We start from the raw sequence: 16281 nt of genomic DNA, 5'->3' as shown, positions 1-16281 counted from the left end.
CATTCGACAGGATGGTCCAATAGAATAAAGGTGTAATTGATAATAATTATCAATATCAAATGGATACATATACAGAGGGAGTCGATATGAATCATGAATTTACCAAAGGTATTTAAATCCTTATTAGCTGGTACGCTACTAACGATTGGCCTAGCTGGCTGCGGACCAACTTCAAGTAACACAGAAGACAAAGCAGCTTCAACACCGACAACAGCTAAAAATCAAGAAGTAAATGTTTATACGGCAAGACACTATGAAGTGGATCAAGAGCTTTTTAATAAATTTACAGAAGCTACAGGCATTAAAGTGAATGTTGTCAAAGGAGAAGCGGAAGAGCTAATTGAGCGATTAAAGCGTGAAGGCGAAAGTACACAAGCTGATTTATTCGTTACAGTAGACGGCGGCGTCCTTGCTAATGCCAAGCAGAATGATATCCTGCAACCTGTTACTTCAGAGACGATTGATAAGAACGTACCCAAAAACCTTCGTGATGCAGATAATAACTGGATCGGGTTGGCAACAAGAGCACGGATCATCGCCTACTCGAAAGATAGAGTCTCCCCTGACCAATTGTCTACTTATGAGGATTTAACAAGTGACAAATGGAAAGGAAAATTGTTGGTTCGTTCATCAACAAGTCTATATAACCAATCCCTGCTTGCTTCCTTTATTGAATTGAACGGTGAAGAAAAAGCGGAACAATGGGCCAAAGGAATCGTGAACAATTTTGCCCGTCAACCAGACGGCGGTGACCGTGACCAAGCCAAAGCCATTGCAGCAGGTACTGGTGATGTGGCCATTATGAACACCTATTATGTTGGATTGCTAGCAAATTCCAAAGATCCTGAAGAAGTCAAAGTTGCGAATAATATCGGCGTCTTCTTCCCGAACCAAGAAACCAATGGTACGCATGTAAATATCAGCGGAATGGGATTGACGAAGCACAGCAAGAACAAAGAAAATGCGATTAAACTGATTGAGTATATGACAAGTGTTGAAGCTCAAGAGTTCTTGTCAGCCCATAACTATGAATTCCCAGTCAATGCTAATGCGAAAAAACCAGAATTGCTAAATAGCTGGGGCGACTTCAAAATGCAAGAATTAAACTTTGATACGCTAGGGGAGCATAATAAAAAGGCAATCGAAATCTTCAATAAAACAGGCTGGAAGTAAGATGCGAGCAGAGTTGATAAAGCGTAATCTAAAAAAAGAGTTTAACGGTTGGTGGATCATAAGCATCGTTGGGGCAGTAGTTATTCTACTGCCTATCCTTGTTATATTCTCTTCTATCGTTCAAGAACCTAATGAGAACTGGCTGCACATTCGTCAGTACTTGCTGAAAAATTACGTGACGAACACCATCCTACTCGTGGTCATGACTGCTATTCTTACAGCCATCCTGGGTGTTACCTTGGCGTGGTTGATTGCGGCCTATGATTTTCCGCTGAAACGTTTTTTCCGTTGGGGATTAATGCTGCCCCTCTCAATCCCGACATTTATAGCTGCTTATACTTATCGAACCATGCTTGGTTATACAGGCGTGGTTCAATCTACGTTAAGGAATCATTTCGATTATCAGATGAATCCGGAATTATTAACCGTTTCAGGAATAGGTGGAGCCGTTTTTATTTTCACGCTATTCCTATTTCCATATGTGTACATGATCACGAGAGCTTTTCTTGAAAATCAGAGCACGTCATATATCGAGAATGCAAGACTATTAGGCCGAGGCCCATTTGCAGTATTTTTTAGAATCGTCCTCCCTCTTTCCAGGCCGGCTATTATTGGAGGTGTCGTATTAGTTATCTATGAAGTGCTGGGTGACTATGGAGTTACGAGCTTATTGGGTATTCACACGATTTCCACAGCTATTTTTCAGACATGGTTCGGGATGTACGATGTCGATTCCGCGATGAGACTGGCTGCTTGGTTGATGGTTATCATCGTTGGCATGTTCTTGTTCGAAAGACTGCTTAGACAGCGGCGGCGTTATCATGTAAGTAATAAATCGAGACCGCTTGTACCTGTGAAGCTGACAGGGATGGCTGGGATCGCTGCCTTCATGTATTGCGGAATCGTGTTTCTAATAGGGTTCCTCATCCCGTTCGTTCAGTTGATTGCTTGGGCCAAAATGACGTTTCATAAAGTGTGGGACACTTCCTTTTTTACATTGTTATATCAAACCGTGTATGTAGCAGTCATCTCTACAATGATCATTCTTATACTTGCTGTTGTTGTCGCGAACGTATGCCGATCGCATTCTTCATTATCATTCATCCTATCGAAATGCGTAACTTCAGGGTATTCGATTCCAGGTCCCATTATTGCAATTGGTGTACTCGCGATGTTCATTGCGTTGGATAAATGGCTTGCACCGCTGTACTCGTCGATGGGGCTGGGTAAAGCACCTCTCATCTTAAGCTTATCTTTAGTCATGTTAATCGTTGGCTATTGTATTCGTTTTATGGCTACCGGATTTAATGCGATTGAAGTGGGCTTTGAGAAAGTGGGTACGAAATATACGGAAGCTTCAAGAATGCTTGGACTAGGCAAGACAAGAACATTCTTTAAAGTGGATCTCCCTTTAATTAAAGGGTCTATAATTAGCGGCTTTATATTAACTTTTGTTGAAATTTGCAAGGAGCTGCCGCTCGCTTTGTTGTTGAGACCTTTTAATTTCGAAACGTTAGCAACTAAGACGTATCAATATGCCAACGATGAGCAAATCCATGAGGCCTCGATCTCATCGCTTCTCATCATCGCAATTAGTATTGTATCTGTAATAATCATTCAGATGATAGGTAAGAAGGTGAAACAATGAGTATTGTCGACATTCAAGGTCTCACGTTTTCATTTTCTCGGAAAGAGGATCCCGTGATTCACGATTTTTCGTTCTCTATGGAAAAGGGTGAAATTGTCGGTATTCTAGGACCCAGTGGAAGCGGAAAAAGTACATTACTTCGACTAATATCAGGCTTAGAAATGCCGAACAAAGGAACCATTCATATTGCGGGCACTATCGTAGTAAGTGAAGGTGTATTTATTCAACCTGAGAATAGAGGCGTTGGAATGGTGTTCCAAGACTATGCCCTATTCCCTCATATGACGGTAAAGGATAATATTCTGTTTGGTCTATCCCATCTGCCTCGAAAACAACGGAAATCGCGTGTAGATGAGATGCTGGAGCTTGTCCAAATGGAGAACTTCGGTGAAAGGTATCCGCATGAATTAAGTGGAGGACAGCAGCAAAGGATTGCTCTTGCTCGCGCGCTTGCCCCCAAGCCGAATGTGTTATTGATGGATGAACCCTTCAGCAACTTAGATGCGAATCTAAAAGAGTCGATTCGAGAGGAACTTGGGGTGATATTGAACAAAGCCAACATGACTTGTATTATGGTCACGCATGATCGCAATGATGTGGAGGCGATATGTGGTCGTAGTATTGTGCTTGGGAAGATGAGTGTTGTGAAATAATGCTTAATCTAAGAAAGGTAACGCAGAAGGTTCATCTTCTTGCGTTACCTTTTTTTCTACAGCCCCGGGCAGGCTACCATTATTTCGCTTGAATATATCCTTCTGCCTTTAGAAGCTCTGCGATGAGAACTGCACCGCCTGCTGCGCCACGCAATGTGTTGTGGGAAAGACCTACGAATTTATAATCATAGATGGAATCCTCACGCAATCTACCCACGGAAACCCCCATGCCACGCTCGATTTCACGATCTAGCTTCGTCTGTGGTCGGTTATCTTCTTCAAAATACGTAATGAACTGCTTCGGAGCACTTGGTAGTTCAAGCTCTTGCGGACGGCCTTTGAAGTTCAACCAGCGAGCAAGAATTTCGTCCTTCGCAGGCTTGTTCTCGAACGATGCGAATACGGTTGCCAAGTGTCCATCTGTAACTGGAACACGGATACATTGCGTTGTAATGATCGGTGAGCTTGCTTTTACAATTTCACCGTGGTTCAAGCTTCCCCAGATGCGAAGCGGCTCTTGTTCACTCTTCTCTTCTTCGCCGCCAATATAAGGAATGACATTATCCAGCATTTCAGGCCAGTCTGTGAAATTCTTTCCCGCTCCCGAAATCGCTTGATACGTCGATGCAACCACTTGAGTCGGCTTGAAATCTAGCAGCGCATGAAGTGCTGGCACATAACTTTGAATGGAACAGTTCGGCTTCACCGCAATGAAACCTGTTGAAGTCCCAAGACGCTTTCTTTGCGCTTCGATCACTTCAATGTGCTGCGGGTTAATTTCAGGAATAACCATCGGAACATCCGGTGTCCAACGATGTGCGGAATTGTTCGAGATGACAGGCGTCCCCGTTCTCGCATACGCTTCTTCTAACGCTTGAATCTCAGCCTTCGTCATATCGACTGCACAGAAGATAAAATCCACCTGAGCGGCAACTTCCTCTACTTTAGCTGCATCAAGAACGACGATATTTTTTACCGCATCAGGCATTGGTGTAACGAGCTTCCATCGGCCTTTTACAGATTCTTCGTATGTTTTGCCTGCGGATCTGCCGCTTGCTGCAATTTTCGTTACTTCAAACCAAGGATGCCCATTCAGCAGTTCGATAAACCGCTGCCCAACCATTCCTGTTCCACCAACAATACCTGCTTTTAATTTACGTGCCATAAGAAATTCAGATCCTTTCCTATTCGAACATTATAGTTGATGTATCGTATGCTGCATGTGTGCTGAGTACGCTTTTTCACAACAAAAAAGATCCCACCCCCAAGACGTATAGTCTTAGAGACGAGATCTGTATATTCCCGTGGTACCACCCTAATTTCGCTAGTATATCACCATACTAACCTCTTCAAGTACGGCATTACGATGTAATGCTTATACTCTAGCTCTATAACAGGAGCACCTGGCACATCATCCCCCAGATAGGTTTCTACGTGCTGCTCTGAGTCTTTTTTCAATAACGAATTCTTTGCCCCTTTCCAGCTGCCGGAGCTCTCTGTGTAAGAATAAAGTTACCTACTCTTCTCTTCATCGCATTTTAATGTTGGGTTTATGTTATCAGATTATGGCTGGGATGTAAATAATCTCTCTGCTTCAAGCTTTTCAAGAATCTCCTTCTATGCAGAAGCAAATCGACGCATGAAAAGGATATTGACGATATTATTTCCAATATTGTACAATTACCACATGCCACACGTGTGGCACACAAGTGAAAAACAATAGCAAAGGAGGGCTTCAATGGTAACATTGCCAAGAAGGATCAGGGTGTTCTACTCGCTTGGGCAGCTAGGCTGGTCGATTCTGGCCGGAATCATGGGAACATGGCTCATCTATTTTTATTTGCCGCCAGTAGAATCCGGCATTCATGTGGTGATCCCGCAAGGCAGTGTGTTTATGGGCGTTACGATTATTGGCGTCATCATGGGAATCTCTACATTGATCAATGCAGTGACCGACCTGTGGATTGCGAACATGAGCGATAGAACCAAGCACCGCCTCGGGAGACGGACACCTTTTATGAGACGAAGCGCGCTGCCTTGCGCCATTTTGCTCGTGTGCATATTTTTCGTTCCTTTTCAAAACGGCATTCATACCATCAATTCCTTATGGCTTCTCATCCTTCTGCCTCTATACTTTGTTGCATTTACTTGTTATGTGATACCCTACACTGCCCTTCTAAGTGAATTGGGCCGCAGCATGGAAGACCGAATCGATCTGTCGACGTATATCTCGGTTACCTGGTTTCTAGGCCTGATTATTGCAACGTTCGCCCCTAATATTTGGGAGGCCGTCATGACGGTCTTCGGAATTTCAAAAACCGCTTCGATTCAGTGGACCTTTGCAGGACTAGCAGCCATTGCATTGATTCTTATGCTCATACCCGCCTATACAATTGATGAGAATCTGTATGGTACCACTACCGCGACAAGCTTGGACATCAAAGCATCCGTTAAAGCAATATTTCAAAATCGAGATTTCAGATTTTTCTTAATGAGTGAGCTGGGGTATTGGTTCACGAACAGTTTCTTCCAATCATCCCTTGTTTACTACATTACGGTGCTCGCACGGCAGAAGGAAACGCATGTCGGGCTAATTGTGGCTGCCGTCGGCGTACTTTCGTTCCTGCTGTATCCGGTGGTCAATCGATTAAGTAAAAGGTATGGCAAGAAGAAGTTGATGATCGTATCGTTCGCTTCTCTTATCGTTTCTTTCATCTATATCTCGCTTATGGGGATGTTTCCGTTTGACGGATTTCTACAGTTGATTCCCATCGTAATTCTCTCTGCGGTTACCGCGGCCATATCAGGCATATTGCCGAATGCCATCGTTGCGGATTGCGCCGTATATGACGCCAGTTCAAGCGGAGAAAACAAAGAAGCGCTGTACTTTGGCGTACGCTCGTTCCTAACGAAATTTGGAACGGCTTTATCCGTTATCATCTTGCCCACCGTATTGGCAATCGGGAATTCGGTTCATGATGATTCCGGGATCCGAATATCCGTCGTCATAGCTGCCCTTGTCTCCCTCTTTTCCTTATTTGCTTTTCTTAAATACGATGAGAAAAAAATCAGCGCAAGTCATCACCCGATAGGGAAATTGGAAGCTCAAGAACCGACTCACCACGCGTAAGTTGAAATTCATATTTACCCCATTTCAATATAAGAACAGGAGAGGATTGTATGTTTACAGTAAAGGGAAAACCATTCATGCCGATGGGAGGCCAGTCCAAAAACTCCAGCGCCTATACCGCGGAAGAATTGGCATCTGCTATCGCTGGTGTCAAGGCATTGGGAGGCAATACGCTGGAAGCTCCGGTCTATTGGGATCAAGTGGAGCCGATCGAGGGGCAATTTGATTTTTCTTCGGTAGATATGCTGCTCGAGGAGTGCCGGAAGAATGACTTGCACCTGATCGTATTATGGTTCGCAACCTGGAAGAATGGCGAGATGCGTTATTGTCCCGGTTGGATCAAGACAGACAAGCAGCGATTTTTCAGAGTGCTTCGCAGCGACGGCGTCCCTATGAATATCCTTTCTTCTTTTTGCGAGGAAGCACTTCAGGCGGATGCAAGAGCGTTCCGCGCATTGATGGGGCATCTGAAAGAAAGAGATAGCGAGACGGAGACCGTTATTGCAGTGCAAGTGGAGAATGAACCGGGCATTCTTGGCTGTGACAGGGATTATGGACCTGAGGCAAATGCCGTATTATCCGGGGCTGTCCCCTCCGAACTTCTCGAACATGTGAAGGGCCTTGGAGAAGGCAACGTCTGGGAAGTCTTGCAGAAGAACGGTTCTAAAGAACAAGGAAGTTGGGAGGAAGTTTTTGGCGTCTCGGGCGGAGAGTTCTGCACGGCTTGGTCTATTGCCAAATATATCGATCATATCGCCGCAGAAGGCCGCGCGGTATATAACCTTCCTATGTATACCAATGCTTGGCTCTCTTTTCCGGGTTGGCCGATTCCGGGATTCTATCCTGCCGGCGGGCCTGTCAGGAGCACGTTAGACATTTGGAAATTTGCGACGCCTCATTTGGATTTGATCGCACCGGATATTTACTCTGTAAATTATAGCGACTACAGGATTATTTGCGAAGACTATCTCCGGCAAGACAATCCTTTATTTGTTCCGGAATCCAGCCCAGACGGGCTTAATGCGAGAAATATGCTCCGAGCTTTGGCTGACTACAACGCGATCGGTTATTTTTGTTTTGGCGTAGACAGCATCCTGGATATGGAAGGCAATCTGCTGGAAGATGCCGTATTATTCGCCGAGAGCTTCCGCAGCGTAATGAGTTTATTGCCGTTGATTCAGAAGTATCGAGGCACAGGCAGAGTTCATGCCGTCGTAGAAGAGGATTATCAAATGAACCAGAGTTTTGAATTCGAACAATACATCGGAGCAGTGCCTTTTATCAATATGGGCCCAACGAGCGAGAACAAGGACCATAGACATGCCCGTAATCCTAAGTTAATTGAAGGACGACCGAAACACGGACTTATCATTGAAGCCAGACCGCATGAATTTTACTTGGCCGGCAACTTCCATCTCTTTATGGTTCCCGGGTCAGGACCTGGATGGTTGGATGCTCTGAAAATGTCGTTAGTACAAACCCCCGTGGACTATCTTTCCGTCGAGGAAGGCTATCTGACAGAGACAGGTGAGTTCGTGCCCACTCGCACCCGAAATGGCGATGAATCCGTATTCGGAAGTTTCTGGGCTACTCCCTATTGCGGCGTCGTAAGGATCGTTCTAACGCCATAGCTATCGAATAACCGCCCCTGCCGAGCGCACATGAAGCCGTAGTGAGAAAACCTCTATCGAGGCCATTCGAAGATGAGCGACCGCGATTAGATGTAGGTTTTATCGCCAATCAGAAAGTCGTTTTTGCATATCAAAAACCTATACTTTCTGATGTGGTCAAATAAACTCTGGTATTCATGTGCGCTTTATTCCGCTTAACACAACATTCCGAAAAGTTTTGTGAAAATCAATATTATCGCAGTATTCATGCTTCAAGTGGTTCTCTCTCAGTATCAGACGTTGGAAGAGGGAGAGAAAGCTGTGGCTAATAAAGTGGTACAGCTCTTCGACCGTCAGATCGTTACGTATGGAGCCATCTGTCACCCCTTCGCGAATATAATGAAACAGTGGGTCCCGATCGGGATTTAAAGCTTCAATAAACGATTGTTCCAGCTCTGGATTCGGATAATTGTCCTGAAAATACCTGTCGAACTCGGCAGTGAATTTGATCTGTTCTTTGACTTTATCCAGATCAACCTGAAAGAAGTACGCTTTTACTTTTTCAAAACCCGTTTTGCCGGTCGTATCCCCGATATCCAGCGTAAGATAGTCCTGTATTTGTTTCATCACCAGGATTTCAATTTCGAAAGCTAATTCATCTTTCGTGGGGAAATAACGATACAGTGTTCTCCGATTGATGTTTGCAGCCGATGCAATATCTTTCATTTGAGCATTTGCGATCCCGAGCGCTATAAATTGTTTTTCTGCTTCTACCAGGATACGTTGCCTTGTCGTTTGCATATCCATTCCTTCATCCCCTCGCTTCATCCCTATATGAAATATACATTACTCATATACTGAATGAAATACTAGGCTCCATCACCTAAAACATCCACTGGTATTTCAACTGATATCCTGTACAAGCCTTCTTCCCTCTCGATAAAATCTATTGGATAAGAATCAATGGGCTATTTCTATCATTCTACCTTCCAATACGAAGTCCAACCATTTTTTTAGGTGAGGCGACAATCCGAATACACTCTCTCTTATTTCTGGTCCCTCTTGAATCCAACTTTCTGCTCTATCAATCAGAAACTTTAATCCATAGTTACCCTGATTGGAGACAACTTCTATTTTCAAATTTTCCGCCCACCACAACAATTCAGGAGAGAAACCCTTAAAACTTGCCACCGATTCTACATGAACGGTACGCGGAAACATATATATGCCTTATGTAATCTGCTTTAGCCCGTAAGACTCTTGATCTAATAAGCTTTCTAATAGTGGTTTTCCGTTTACGAAAGTTACAATCAGCTCAGTTCTGATAATGTTTTACATCAATTTTACATCAGCATGGGCCAATACTCTAACCCCGTTTGCATTACTTATTTCTGTCCCCAGGCACAAAATCATTTTTACACCATCTGGCGAAATTGGAGGAGTGAGTTAGGTACGTCTTGGCGGTAGTTTCCTTCAGAATACCGGCTCTTAGCTTCTCCGTTACTTCTTTCTCGTAAACTTCATATAGAAGCTCCAACTGCTTAATGAAATCTTGAGATGCTTTCATGTTCATCGTCTCCTTATTGAAAGTTTATTTCTATTATACTTAGTTGGTAGCATTTGCATAAGTAATTAGAGTGTTGTGATTAAGCAGTTGTGACGGCTGTTGTGATCAGACGTTGGTAATCGTGACAGAATAATTTCCCTATACCAATCAGAGAAAAATTCGGCTCAAAAAGAAAAACTGCCGATTTTTCAGCAGCTTAGAACCCCCATATAAGGAGCAGCACAGCAATAACCGACACATGCCATTGCAGGAGCATCGCCAGCAACTGGTCCATCTTGAGCGCAGCGCCGCGATACTGAGCGGAATTGGAGGTGAACTTATGACCCATATCATCAATATTCATGGAATGTATGTACAGAAAGTCAGGATCGTACACTTGCCTCAGATGCTCCGCATCCGCAAGCGAATCTACCCCCATCTTACTCTAGCTCTTGTATCTCATATGTGCCTTTTATAAATTGATAAGTCCAATCGTATAGCTCTCTATGCTCAGGGTTCGTGCTGCGGGCGCTGTCCAGCAATGAGGTGTTCCCTTGATAATACCCTCTCAAGGTATTCGTCATATAGCCGTACTTGACGCCTCCGTTCAGGTACTCTATATACCTGCGGCGATATGCGGGATCCTCATTCATCCTTTCATCGCATTCCATCTCGATGCCAACTCCATATAGCTGGGCCAAATAAGCCGTATCTTCTATACGTTCTTCCTTCGTACCGTTAAAGAAGTGATTCGGCTGCAATACGACTGCATCAAATCCCAGCTCTCTCCAGTCAAAGCTGCGTCCGCCGTAGAAAAATGGAATCCAGAAGAAATGCAGGCCCTGTTCATGCACGATCTCACTCATGTAGCGGATCAGGTTATCTTCCTGCGGGATGTCCACACTTACTCCTTCGCTCAGCCAATAGATGCCTGACAGTTCCAGATGATCGTAGCCCTTCAAGCTCCATCTGGTCATGAGTTCATCCATATACCAGCGCATCAGCAGCTTCTTCATATCGAGTTCTTCCGCCACACTGAGCGCGCCGCTATCATAAGCGGCTAACTGGCCTTCCTTAATCTCAAACGAAGAGCTAAGCGTGCCTGGGTTAGGCAGCATGAGCACGACTTTCATACGCTTATCCGATTGCCCTAGCTGTTCAGCCGCCTCTTTCACCGCATCATTCAATTGATCAAGATCACCGTCAACACCAAAGGTTTTATCGAGATACCATTTCCACTCCGTCTCGATTACCGCGGTTCCCGTTTCAAAGCTATGTCCGGAAGGACTCAGCAAACCAAGATACAGCACGCCGTCAAACATCCAATCAATAGGCCTTCTCTGCTCATCTACGTAGCTGATATAAGGAATAATGTTGTCCTTCGTCCATGCGCCAGTGCCGTTGGAATAATGTCCATTGTACAGCAGCACCAGATCATGGATGCCAGCCGTATGTTCTCCCGGAGCCATATACCCGGGCAGATACGAATCTGTTCTACCCGTTTCATCCGTAACCGCGTCCGTTCCCCATACCTCCAGCTCATCAGCCATTAGATTGAGATCGGCTGTAAGAGTTACCTTCAAGTATCGCGCTGCGAAGGACTTCGCTTCCTTATCTCCAGTACGCAGGCCATCCGCTTTACCATCCCATACGTAGAGCTGGTCATGCGGCGGACCGGCATGCCACATAGGCTTACGGGTAGGGATGTGAGTGACAAGCTCCCATCCCTGTCCGTCTGCGGATGCAAACACGGATACGGTAGCCGGGAAAAATACCTTCTGATCCGTATACTGCAAGAACCGGATTGCAACACGCTCAATCGATTTCTCATCACCAAAATCAAGGATGATTCCGTGTGTGGTCCCTTCAGAAAAGCGAACCCACCGTGGATCATCCGGGTCCAGTTCCGCCCGTTGCCCGTCCGTCAATAGCGTTTGCTCCAGGATCGCCGCTCCTCGCACCGAATCTATTTGATAGGGCAAGCCAGCCGCAAGATTGCTTTGTAGTATGTTCATCTTCCCTTCATCCTCCTAGAAGTCATACGTCCCTTTCTATCCGACAATACCTGAGCGCTCTACGCTCTCGACAAATTTCTTCTGCAGCAGCAGATAGAAGATGATCAATGGGATAATGACCAATACAATACCCGCATTGAGTCGGTACGAGTTCAGAATAGGCTCAGAACTGTTAAGGCCAAGCGTACCTGGCAAAGCAGACAACTGCATGGATAATACGGATGACTCCGTTAAGAACATGGATACGTAATAAGTATCGCTGTACTGCCATACAAACGAGAACAGCACGACGGTCACGATAGCTGGCACCGCGTTCGGCAGCATGACGCTTCTGAATGTCTTGAACGGTCCCGCTCCATCGACTAAGGATGCTTCTTCCAGCTCATTCGGCAGAGACCGGAAGAACTGACGGAATATAAAAATATAAAGTCCATTCTTAAGGCCAGTCGCTGTCAGGTACGACAAGATAAATGGCCACTGTGTATTGAGCAGATTAAGTTCGGGCTTGCCGGTCAGCGATTCCACTAGGCCAAATAAATCGAAATAGCGATAATGCAGATAAGTAGGAACCATGATCGTTTGCGGTGGCACGATAATCGTGAATATGACCAGTACAAACAGAACGCTGGATCCCCAAAATTTCAAACGCGCAAATCCGTAGCCCGCCAGCGCGCATGAAATGGTTTGCAGAATAGCCGCCATAGCCGCTATGAAGAGCGTGTTCATCAGCGACCCCCAATAATCCATCTTCTCCATAACGTAGATGAAGTTATCGAATGACACATGCTTAGGGAACCAGAAGATCGTCTGATCAAACATATCCTCTTGTCCCCGAAATGCAATCGATATTTTGAGAAGAATGGGATAAAGGATAACGTAGCTGATCCCAACTAGGAGCACGGTGCGGAATATCTTCCACAGCCATTCTTTGCTCTTATTCGTCACTGCAGGTAAATGTCTGTGAACTGATTCCGCAGCCTGATCGACCTTCTCGATGACAGAGATCTCTTTCTTACGAATCATAGTAGAACACCCTCTTTGAAATAATGAGTGTAAACAAGCCAAGGAGCACCAGTATAGTAAGGAAATAAACCCAAGACATGGCCGCGCTTAATCCAAAGTTATAAAGCCTAAAGGATGTGGTCTTCAACAAGCCTGACATCGGGCTATTCAAGAAAGAGTCAATGATCGAATAGATGGTGTTTGTCAGGATGAGCGGTGTCATTTGCGGAAACGTAATTTTCCAGAAATTCTCGTACGCCGTCGCTCCTTCAATCCGCGAAGCCTCATACAGTGACGGCGATATGGATTGAAGCCCTGCTAAAAAGATGATGATCTGCACACCAGAAGCACTGATGATCTGGTAGATGCGGTTAACCGCATCTGATAGATAGTGGATCAATCCAGAGGGGACGCCCATCTGGAAGAGAATTCTCTCCAGCTCGAAATTCTTCAAAGCTGTCAACGTTCCACTTGCACTATCCGCAATCGAGCTTCCCTGTGCGGCTTGGCCCATGAAATCCGCCCAATCCAGACTTGAAATTAGTCCTGTTGAGATAATGACCGGCAGGAAGAAGATTGCGCGCGCAATCGAGCGCCCTCTGAACTTCTGATTCAATATCGTAGCTATGAATAAGCTAAAAAAGATAATCAAGGGTACATTGATCACCATATTAATTACCGACTCATACAGCACTCGATTAAACGTCGGATGAACAGTAAAGACTTCAATATAGTTAGCCCAGCCTACGGGATTCATCGACAGCCCCGTCTCCCCCATCTTCAGATTGCTGAAGCTGTACTGAAGGGATTGGAGCAGAGGAACTGTAAATAAGAATGCTAAGCCGAGGAACCAGGGCAGGACGAACAGCATGCCCATCAATGCCTTCTTGCGCGATAAAGTTAGGCGAGATTTACGCATGTCAGTTTCCTCCTACCTTATAGCCCAGTCCATCTATCGATATGCCATCGACGGAAACAGGCCATTCGTTATAATTCACGTAAATTTTAATGCCGTCCTCATAAGTAGTACAATACACACGATCCGACAGTTCTGAATGTCCGGTTATCGTCATGTGCCGCACCCCTTTTAAGGCCTCGTTGACTTCTTGATAGGCTTGAACCGCTTCATCGATCCAATTTTGATAATGATTCGCATACAGCATATTGGCGGTCGTCTTTGTCAGATCTGTACCCTTCTCATATATCCAGCGATAATACACGTTGCTGCCGGTTTCAATCGCCTTCAATACATTCATCCGACTCGACTGATCCAACGCTTCATTAAATGGTACGGTGGAGATATCCATGTAGCCATGCAGAACCAGTTGATAGAAAGGAACGGCTTCATCAGTGATGTTGATGCCGTTGCTGCCGCTAGGCGCGTTGACCACCGTCTTCACGTACGGAAGCGTGTACGCATTGCCACCGCTAACCATCAGGTCTGGAAATGACTGCTTCGCTTTCTCAAGCTCCACTTCGACGATTGCAGCGCTATGTTGACGTGTCGCGGGTCTGCTGTCATCAAAGTTGGAATTCAATTCATCCCCCAGATCTCGGTAGGACAAACCTGCGACATCCGTCTTGCTCATCCGCTTCGTGAATGCTTCCATCAGATCTGGGAGCCGGTGCAACGCAAGCGGGTAATAAGAGAACACATCTTTCATGTGCAAAAAGCTTGGCATATCGACCGCATAGACTGAAGCTGGCAGCTGCGACATGTACTTGATCGTATCCTTGGATGTGCTGAAGCCCGCTCCTTCCTTATAGATCCGATTAAATGCCGCATCAGGGTACACGCTGACATTGCGATTTGACGCTTCCTGTACGAAGCGGTTGAATTCCTTTGCGCTGCCTACGGCCCCATCAAAGTCTACCTCGCCTGGAGCGGAATGAAAGAGCCCTCCGTTGAACCAACCGCTGTATCGAAGCTTAATCGCATCGATCTGCTTATTCTGCAGCTGAGAGATTATATCCAGCGCTTGATCATATGTCGTCAAACCTTCCACCGCGTCATAAGGAATACCGAGAAAGGTTCTGGCTGTGTCTGTTCCGCCAACCAACTCAAGTGTGAAAGGTGTGTTCGGCTGCGGCTCCAATGGAGTCATGCCATGGCGATCAACCAGATAATTACGGTACATCTCGGCCATCCCGGCATAATTCGCTTTCTCACCGTGTAGGAAGCCATAGCTGACTACAATATCTCCTTGGTATGGATGCGTCTGACTGACAAGGTTGGAGGTTGATTTACCCGCACCGGAAATGACCAGGATGTCTTGGCTCTTCAACGTAAAGCGCGGAGCCACGATATTGTAATCGTGGAGTCGGCCGCTTACATCTGCCTTGATAGTTGCAAGCGCATCCCCCTTCTCGATGATCGCAAGCCAAGCATCGTCGCCTTGCTTCATGCCATATACCGGCATCCGTATCGGTTCCAGCATGTTCAGCTTTTCCGTTGGCATAATGGCCTGATCAACACCATAGACAGGCGCGATATAGGCCGGAGAAGCGGTCTTGCCGTTATTATTGTGGATGAGCGCGCCTGAGCCATCCGGCACAAACATATAACCATCCTGTTTGCTGTCCGCCGCCCCGAACATTTCCATCACCGTTATCGTTTGAATCGGCAATGAGCCAAGCTGTTTAATGTCGGCGCTGTTGATCCGAACGTTCAGACGATCACCGACGAGCTTGAATTCGACCGGAATCTCATACTGCGCAAACTCTTTCGAGCTCCCTCCTTCAACACCGTTCTCTGCCAAATCATAAGCAAGGTCTTCCTCGGTATATCCGGCCTCCTTCAGAATCGACAATACCGAATTGACCGCAACCGAACTTATTTCTCTGCGCGTGTACGTTTCTGTTGCTTCATCGTACTTGAAACGCTTCTTGATCTCCGATTGCTTCTTCTTATCTGTCAGCTTGTTAAGGATCTTCTCCTCCATCCGACTCTTGCTAATCACACTGGGGATTGAATCCACGCCGTTCTCCATCACTCCGATGGTATAGGTCGCCTTCACGCCGTCTTCGATGCTTTCCAGCTTCACTTGACCTGCTTCAACACTGTCTGAGAAGCTGTTTTGCTCCACAGGCTGACCATTCTTCGTCGTAGTGGTGACGCTCAAGAGTGCAGACAACTGCTTCTTATTGGCTCCCGAGGCAATCGGATCATTCTCACGTCCCTCCGGGTTAGAACGCCATATTTTGCCGCCAGCCTTATTCTTGACGGCAATCTCTGTCGTCTCCCGGTTCATATACAAGACTAATTGCTTTGTCTCAGCTTCCTTCGTAAAGCCTGCTGGTGCAGCTTCAGGATCGGGCTTCCAATCAGCCTTGGCCACATCCGACATGACGCTCACCGCGGCAAGGTCGGCGGACATCCGCTGTTCAGCGGCCGCTATGGCCTGTTGATAGCTGTCGTCATTCCGTTCGAACAGCAGCCATAAGACCAGAAGCAGGAGACATGCCGATACTGCGGCAACTATGAGGATTATTCGTTTGTTCATG

The 16281-nt window shown here is 45.9% G+C and carries 12 protein-coding genes, 1 pseudogene and 1 other annotated feature; of the genes and pseudogenes, 5 read left to right on the top strand and 8 right to left on the bottom strand.

What is annotated here, in order from left to right:
• Positions 1-93 precede the first annotated feature (93 nt).
• From ACFQZR_RS19980 to ACFQZR_RS19970, 3 genes are read left to right on the top strand one after another with little or no spacing between them, the layout of a single operon-like run.
• Positions 94-1173, top strand: a complete 1080-nt coding sequence (locus ACFQZR_RS19980; RefSeq protein WP_379349179.1) for a Fe(3+) ABC transporter substrate-binding protein — start codon at positions 94-96, stop codon at positions 1171-1173.
• A 1-nt stretch (position 1174) separates the two neighbouring features.
• Entirely contained in the window at positions 1175-2821 is a 1647-nt protein-coding gene (locus tag ACFQZR_RS19975) for an ABC transporter permease (protein ID WP_379349177.1), read from the top strand.
• Positions 2818-3474 (top strand): ABC transporter ATP-binding protein, encoded by a 657-nt coding sequence (locus ACFQZR_RS19970; RefSeq protein WP_379349174.1) that lies wholly within the window; start codon positions 2818-2820, stop codon positions 3472-3474. Before ACFQZR_RS19975 ends, ACFQZR_RS19970 begins: the two co-directional genes overlap by 4 nt.
• Before the next feature lie 79 nt (positions 3475-3553).
• Here ACFQZR_RS19970 and asd read toward each other — a convergent pair whose 3' ends face one another.
• On the bottom strand, positions 3554-4639 hold the full coding sequence (gene asd, locus ACFQZR_RS19965; protein ID WP_379349172.1) for an aspartate-semialdehyde dehydrogenase: 1086 nt from the start codon (positions 4637-4639) through the stop codon (positions 3554-3556).
• A 113-nt stretch (positions 4640-4752) separates the two neighbouring features.
• Positions 4753-5015, bottom strand: a binding site (T-box leader).
• A 197-nt stretch (positions 5016-5212) separates the two neighbouring features.
• Between asd and ACFQZR_RS19960 the strand changes: the two genes are divergently transcribed.
• Positions 5213-6604, top strand: coding sequence for an MFS transporter (locus tag ACFQZR_RS19960; protein WP_379349170.1), 1392 nt, complete (start codon positions 5213-5215; stop codon positions 6602-6604).
• Between the two features lie 50 nt (positions 6605-6654).
• Entirely contained in the window at positions 6655-8235 is a 1581-nt protein-coding gene (locus ACFQZR_RS19955; protein WP_379349168.1) for a DUF5597 domain-containing protein, read from the top strand.
• A 174-nt stretch (positions 8236-8409) separates the two neighbouring features.
• Here ACFQZR_RS19955 and ACFQZR_RS19950 read toward each other — a convergent pair whose 3' ends face one another.
• From ACFQZR_RS19950 to ACFQZR_RS19920, 7 genes and pseudogenes are all read right to left on the bottom strand, one after another.
• Entirely contained in the window at positions 8410-9021 is a 612-nt protein-coding gene (locus ACFQZR_RS19950; protein ID WP_379349166.1) for a TetR/AcrR family transcriptional regulator, read from the bottom strand.
• A gap of 574 nt (positions 9022-9595) precedes the next feature.
• Positions 9596-9781 (bottom strand): hypothetical protein, encoded by a 186-nt coding sequence (locus ACFQZR_RS19945; protein ID WP_379349164.1) that lies wholly within the window; start codon positions 9779-9781, stop codon positions 9596-9598.
• Between the two features lie 247 nt (positions 9782-10028).
• Positions 10029-10181: pseudogene (locus tag ACFQZR_RS19940) on the bottom strand (alkaline phosphatase family protein); the annotation flags it as partial.
• Between the two features lie 19 nt (positions 10182-10200).
• Positions 10201-11775 (bottom strand): DUF4855 domain-containing protein, encoded by a 1575-nt coding sequence (locus tag ACFQZR_RS19935; RefSeq protein WP_379349162.1) that lies wholly within the window; start codon positions 11773-11775, stop codon positions 10201-10203.
• A 36-nt stretch (positions 11776-11811) separates the two neighbouring features.
• On the bottom strand, positions 11812-12798 hold the full coding sequence (locus ACFQZR_RS19930) for a carbohydrate ABC transporter permease (RefSeq protein WP_379349159.1): 987 nt from the start codon (positions 12796-12798) through the stop codon (positions 11812-11814).
• Positions 12788-13696 carry a carbohydrate ABC transporter permease gene (locus ACFQZR_RS19925; protein ID WP_379349156.1) on the bottom strand — a complete coding sequence of 303 codons (909 nt, stop codon included), beginning with the start codon at positions 13694-13696 and terminating at the stop codon, positions 12788-12790. The genes ACFQZR_RS19930 and ACFQZR_RS19925 overlap by 11 nt, the downstream gene beginning before the upstream one ends.
• Position 13697: 1 nt before the next feature.
• Positions 13698-16280 (bottom strand): DUF5696 domain-containing protein, encoded by a 2583-nt coding sequence (locus tag ACFQZR_RS19920; RefSeq protein ID WP_379349154.1) that lies wholly within the window; start codon positions 16278-16280, stop codon positions 13698-13700.
• Between the last annotated feature and the right edge of the window lies 1 nt (position 16281).

This window comes from Paenibacillus sp. GCM10027629 (assembly GCF_042676425.1).
GTDB lineage: Bacteria > Bacillota > Bacilli > Paenibacillales > Paenibacillaceae > Paenibacillus_K > Paenibacillus_K terrigena.
Note: the sequence above shows the minus strand (reverse complement) of the source record. Positions and strands in the feature narration are given on the sequence as shown.

Excerpts from the sequence above, each read along its gene's own strand:
- ACFQZR_RS19980 (WP_379349179.1), top strand. The coding sequence starts at position 94 with ATGAATTTACCAAAGGTATTTAAATCCTTATTAGCTGGTACGCTACTA.
- ACFQZR_RS19975 (WP_379349177.1), top strand. The coding sequence starts at position 1,175 with ATGCGAGCAGAGTTGATAAAGCGTAATCTAAAAAAAGAGTTTAACGGT.
- ACFQZR_RS19970 (WP_379349174.1), top strand. The coding sequence starts at position 2,818 with ATGAGTATTGTCGACATTCAAGGTCTCACGTTTTCATTTTCTCGGAAA.
- asd (WP_379349172.1), bottom strand. The coding sequence starts at position 4,639 with ATGGCACGTAAATTAAAAGCAGGTATTGTTGGTGGAACAGGAATGGTT.
- ACFQZR_RS19960 (WP_379349170.1), top strand. The coding sequence starts at position 5,213 with ATGGTAACATTGCCAAGAAGGATCAGGGTGTTCTACTCGCTTGGGCAG.
- ACFQZR_RS19955 (WP_379349168.1), top strand. The coding sequence starts at position 6,655 with ATGTTTACAGTAAAGGGAAAACCATTCATGCCGATGGGAGGCCAGTCC.
- ACFQZR_RS19950 (WP_379349166.1), bottom strand. The coding sequence starts at position 9,021 with ATGGATATGCAAACGACAAGGCAACGTATCCTGGTAGAAGCAGAAAAA.
- ACFQZR_RS19945 (WP_379349164.1), bottom strand. The coding sequence starts at position 9,781 with ATGAAAGCATCTCAAGATTTCATTAAGCAGTTGGAGCTTCTATATGAA.
- ACFQZR_RS19935 (WP_379349162.1), bottom strand. The coding sequence starts at position 11,775 with ATGAACATACTACAAAGCAATCTTGCGGCTGGCTTGCCCTATCAAATA.
- ACFQZR_RS19930 (WP_379349159.1), bottom strand. The coding sequence starts at position 12,798 with ATGATTCGTAAGAAAGAGATCTCTGTCATCGAGAAGGTCGATCAGGCT.
- ACFQZR_RS19925 (WP_379349156.1), bottom strand. The coding sequence starts at position 13,696 with ATGCGTAAATCTCGCCTAACTTTATCGCGCAAGAAGGCATTGATGGGC.
- ACFQZR_RS19920 (WP_379349154.1), bottom strand. The coding sequence starts at position 16,280 with ATGAACAAACGAATAATCCTCATAGTTGCCGCAGTATCGGCATGTCTC.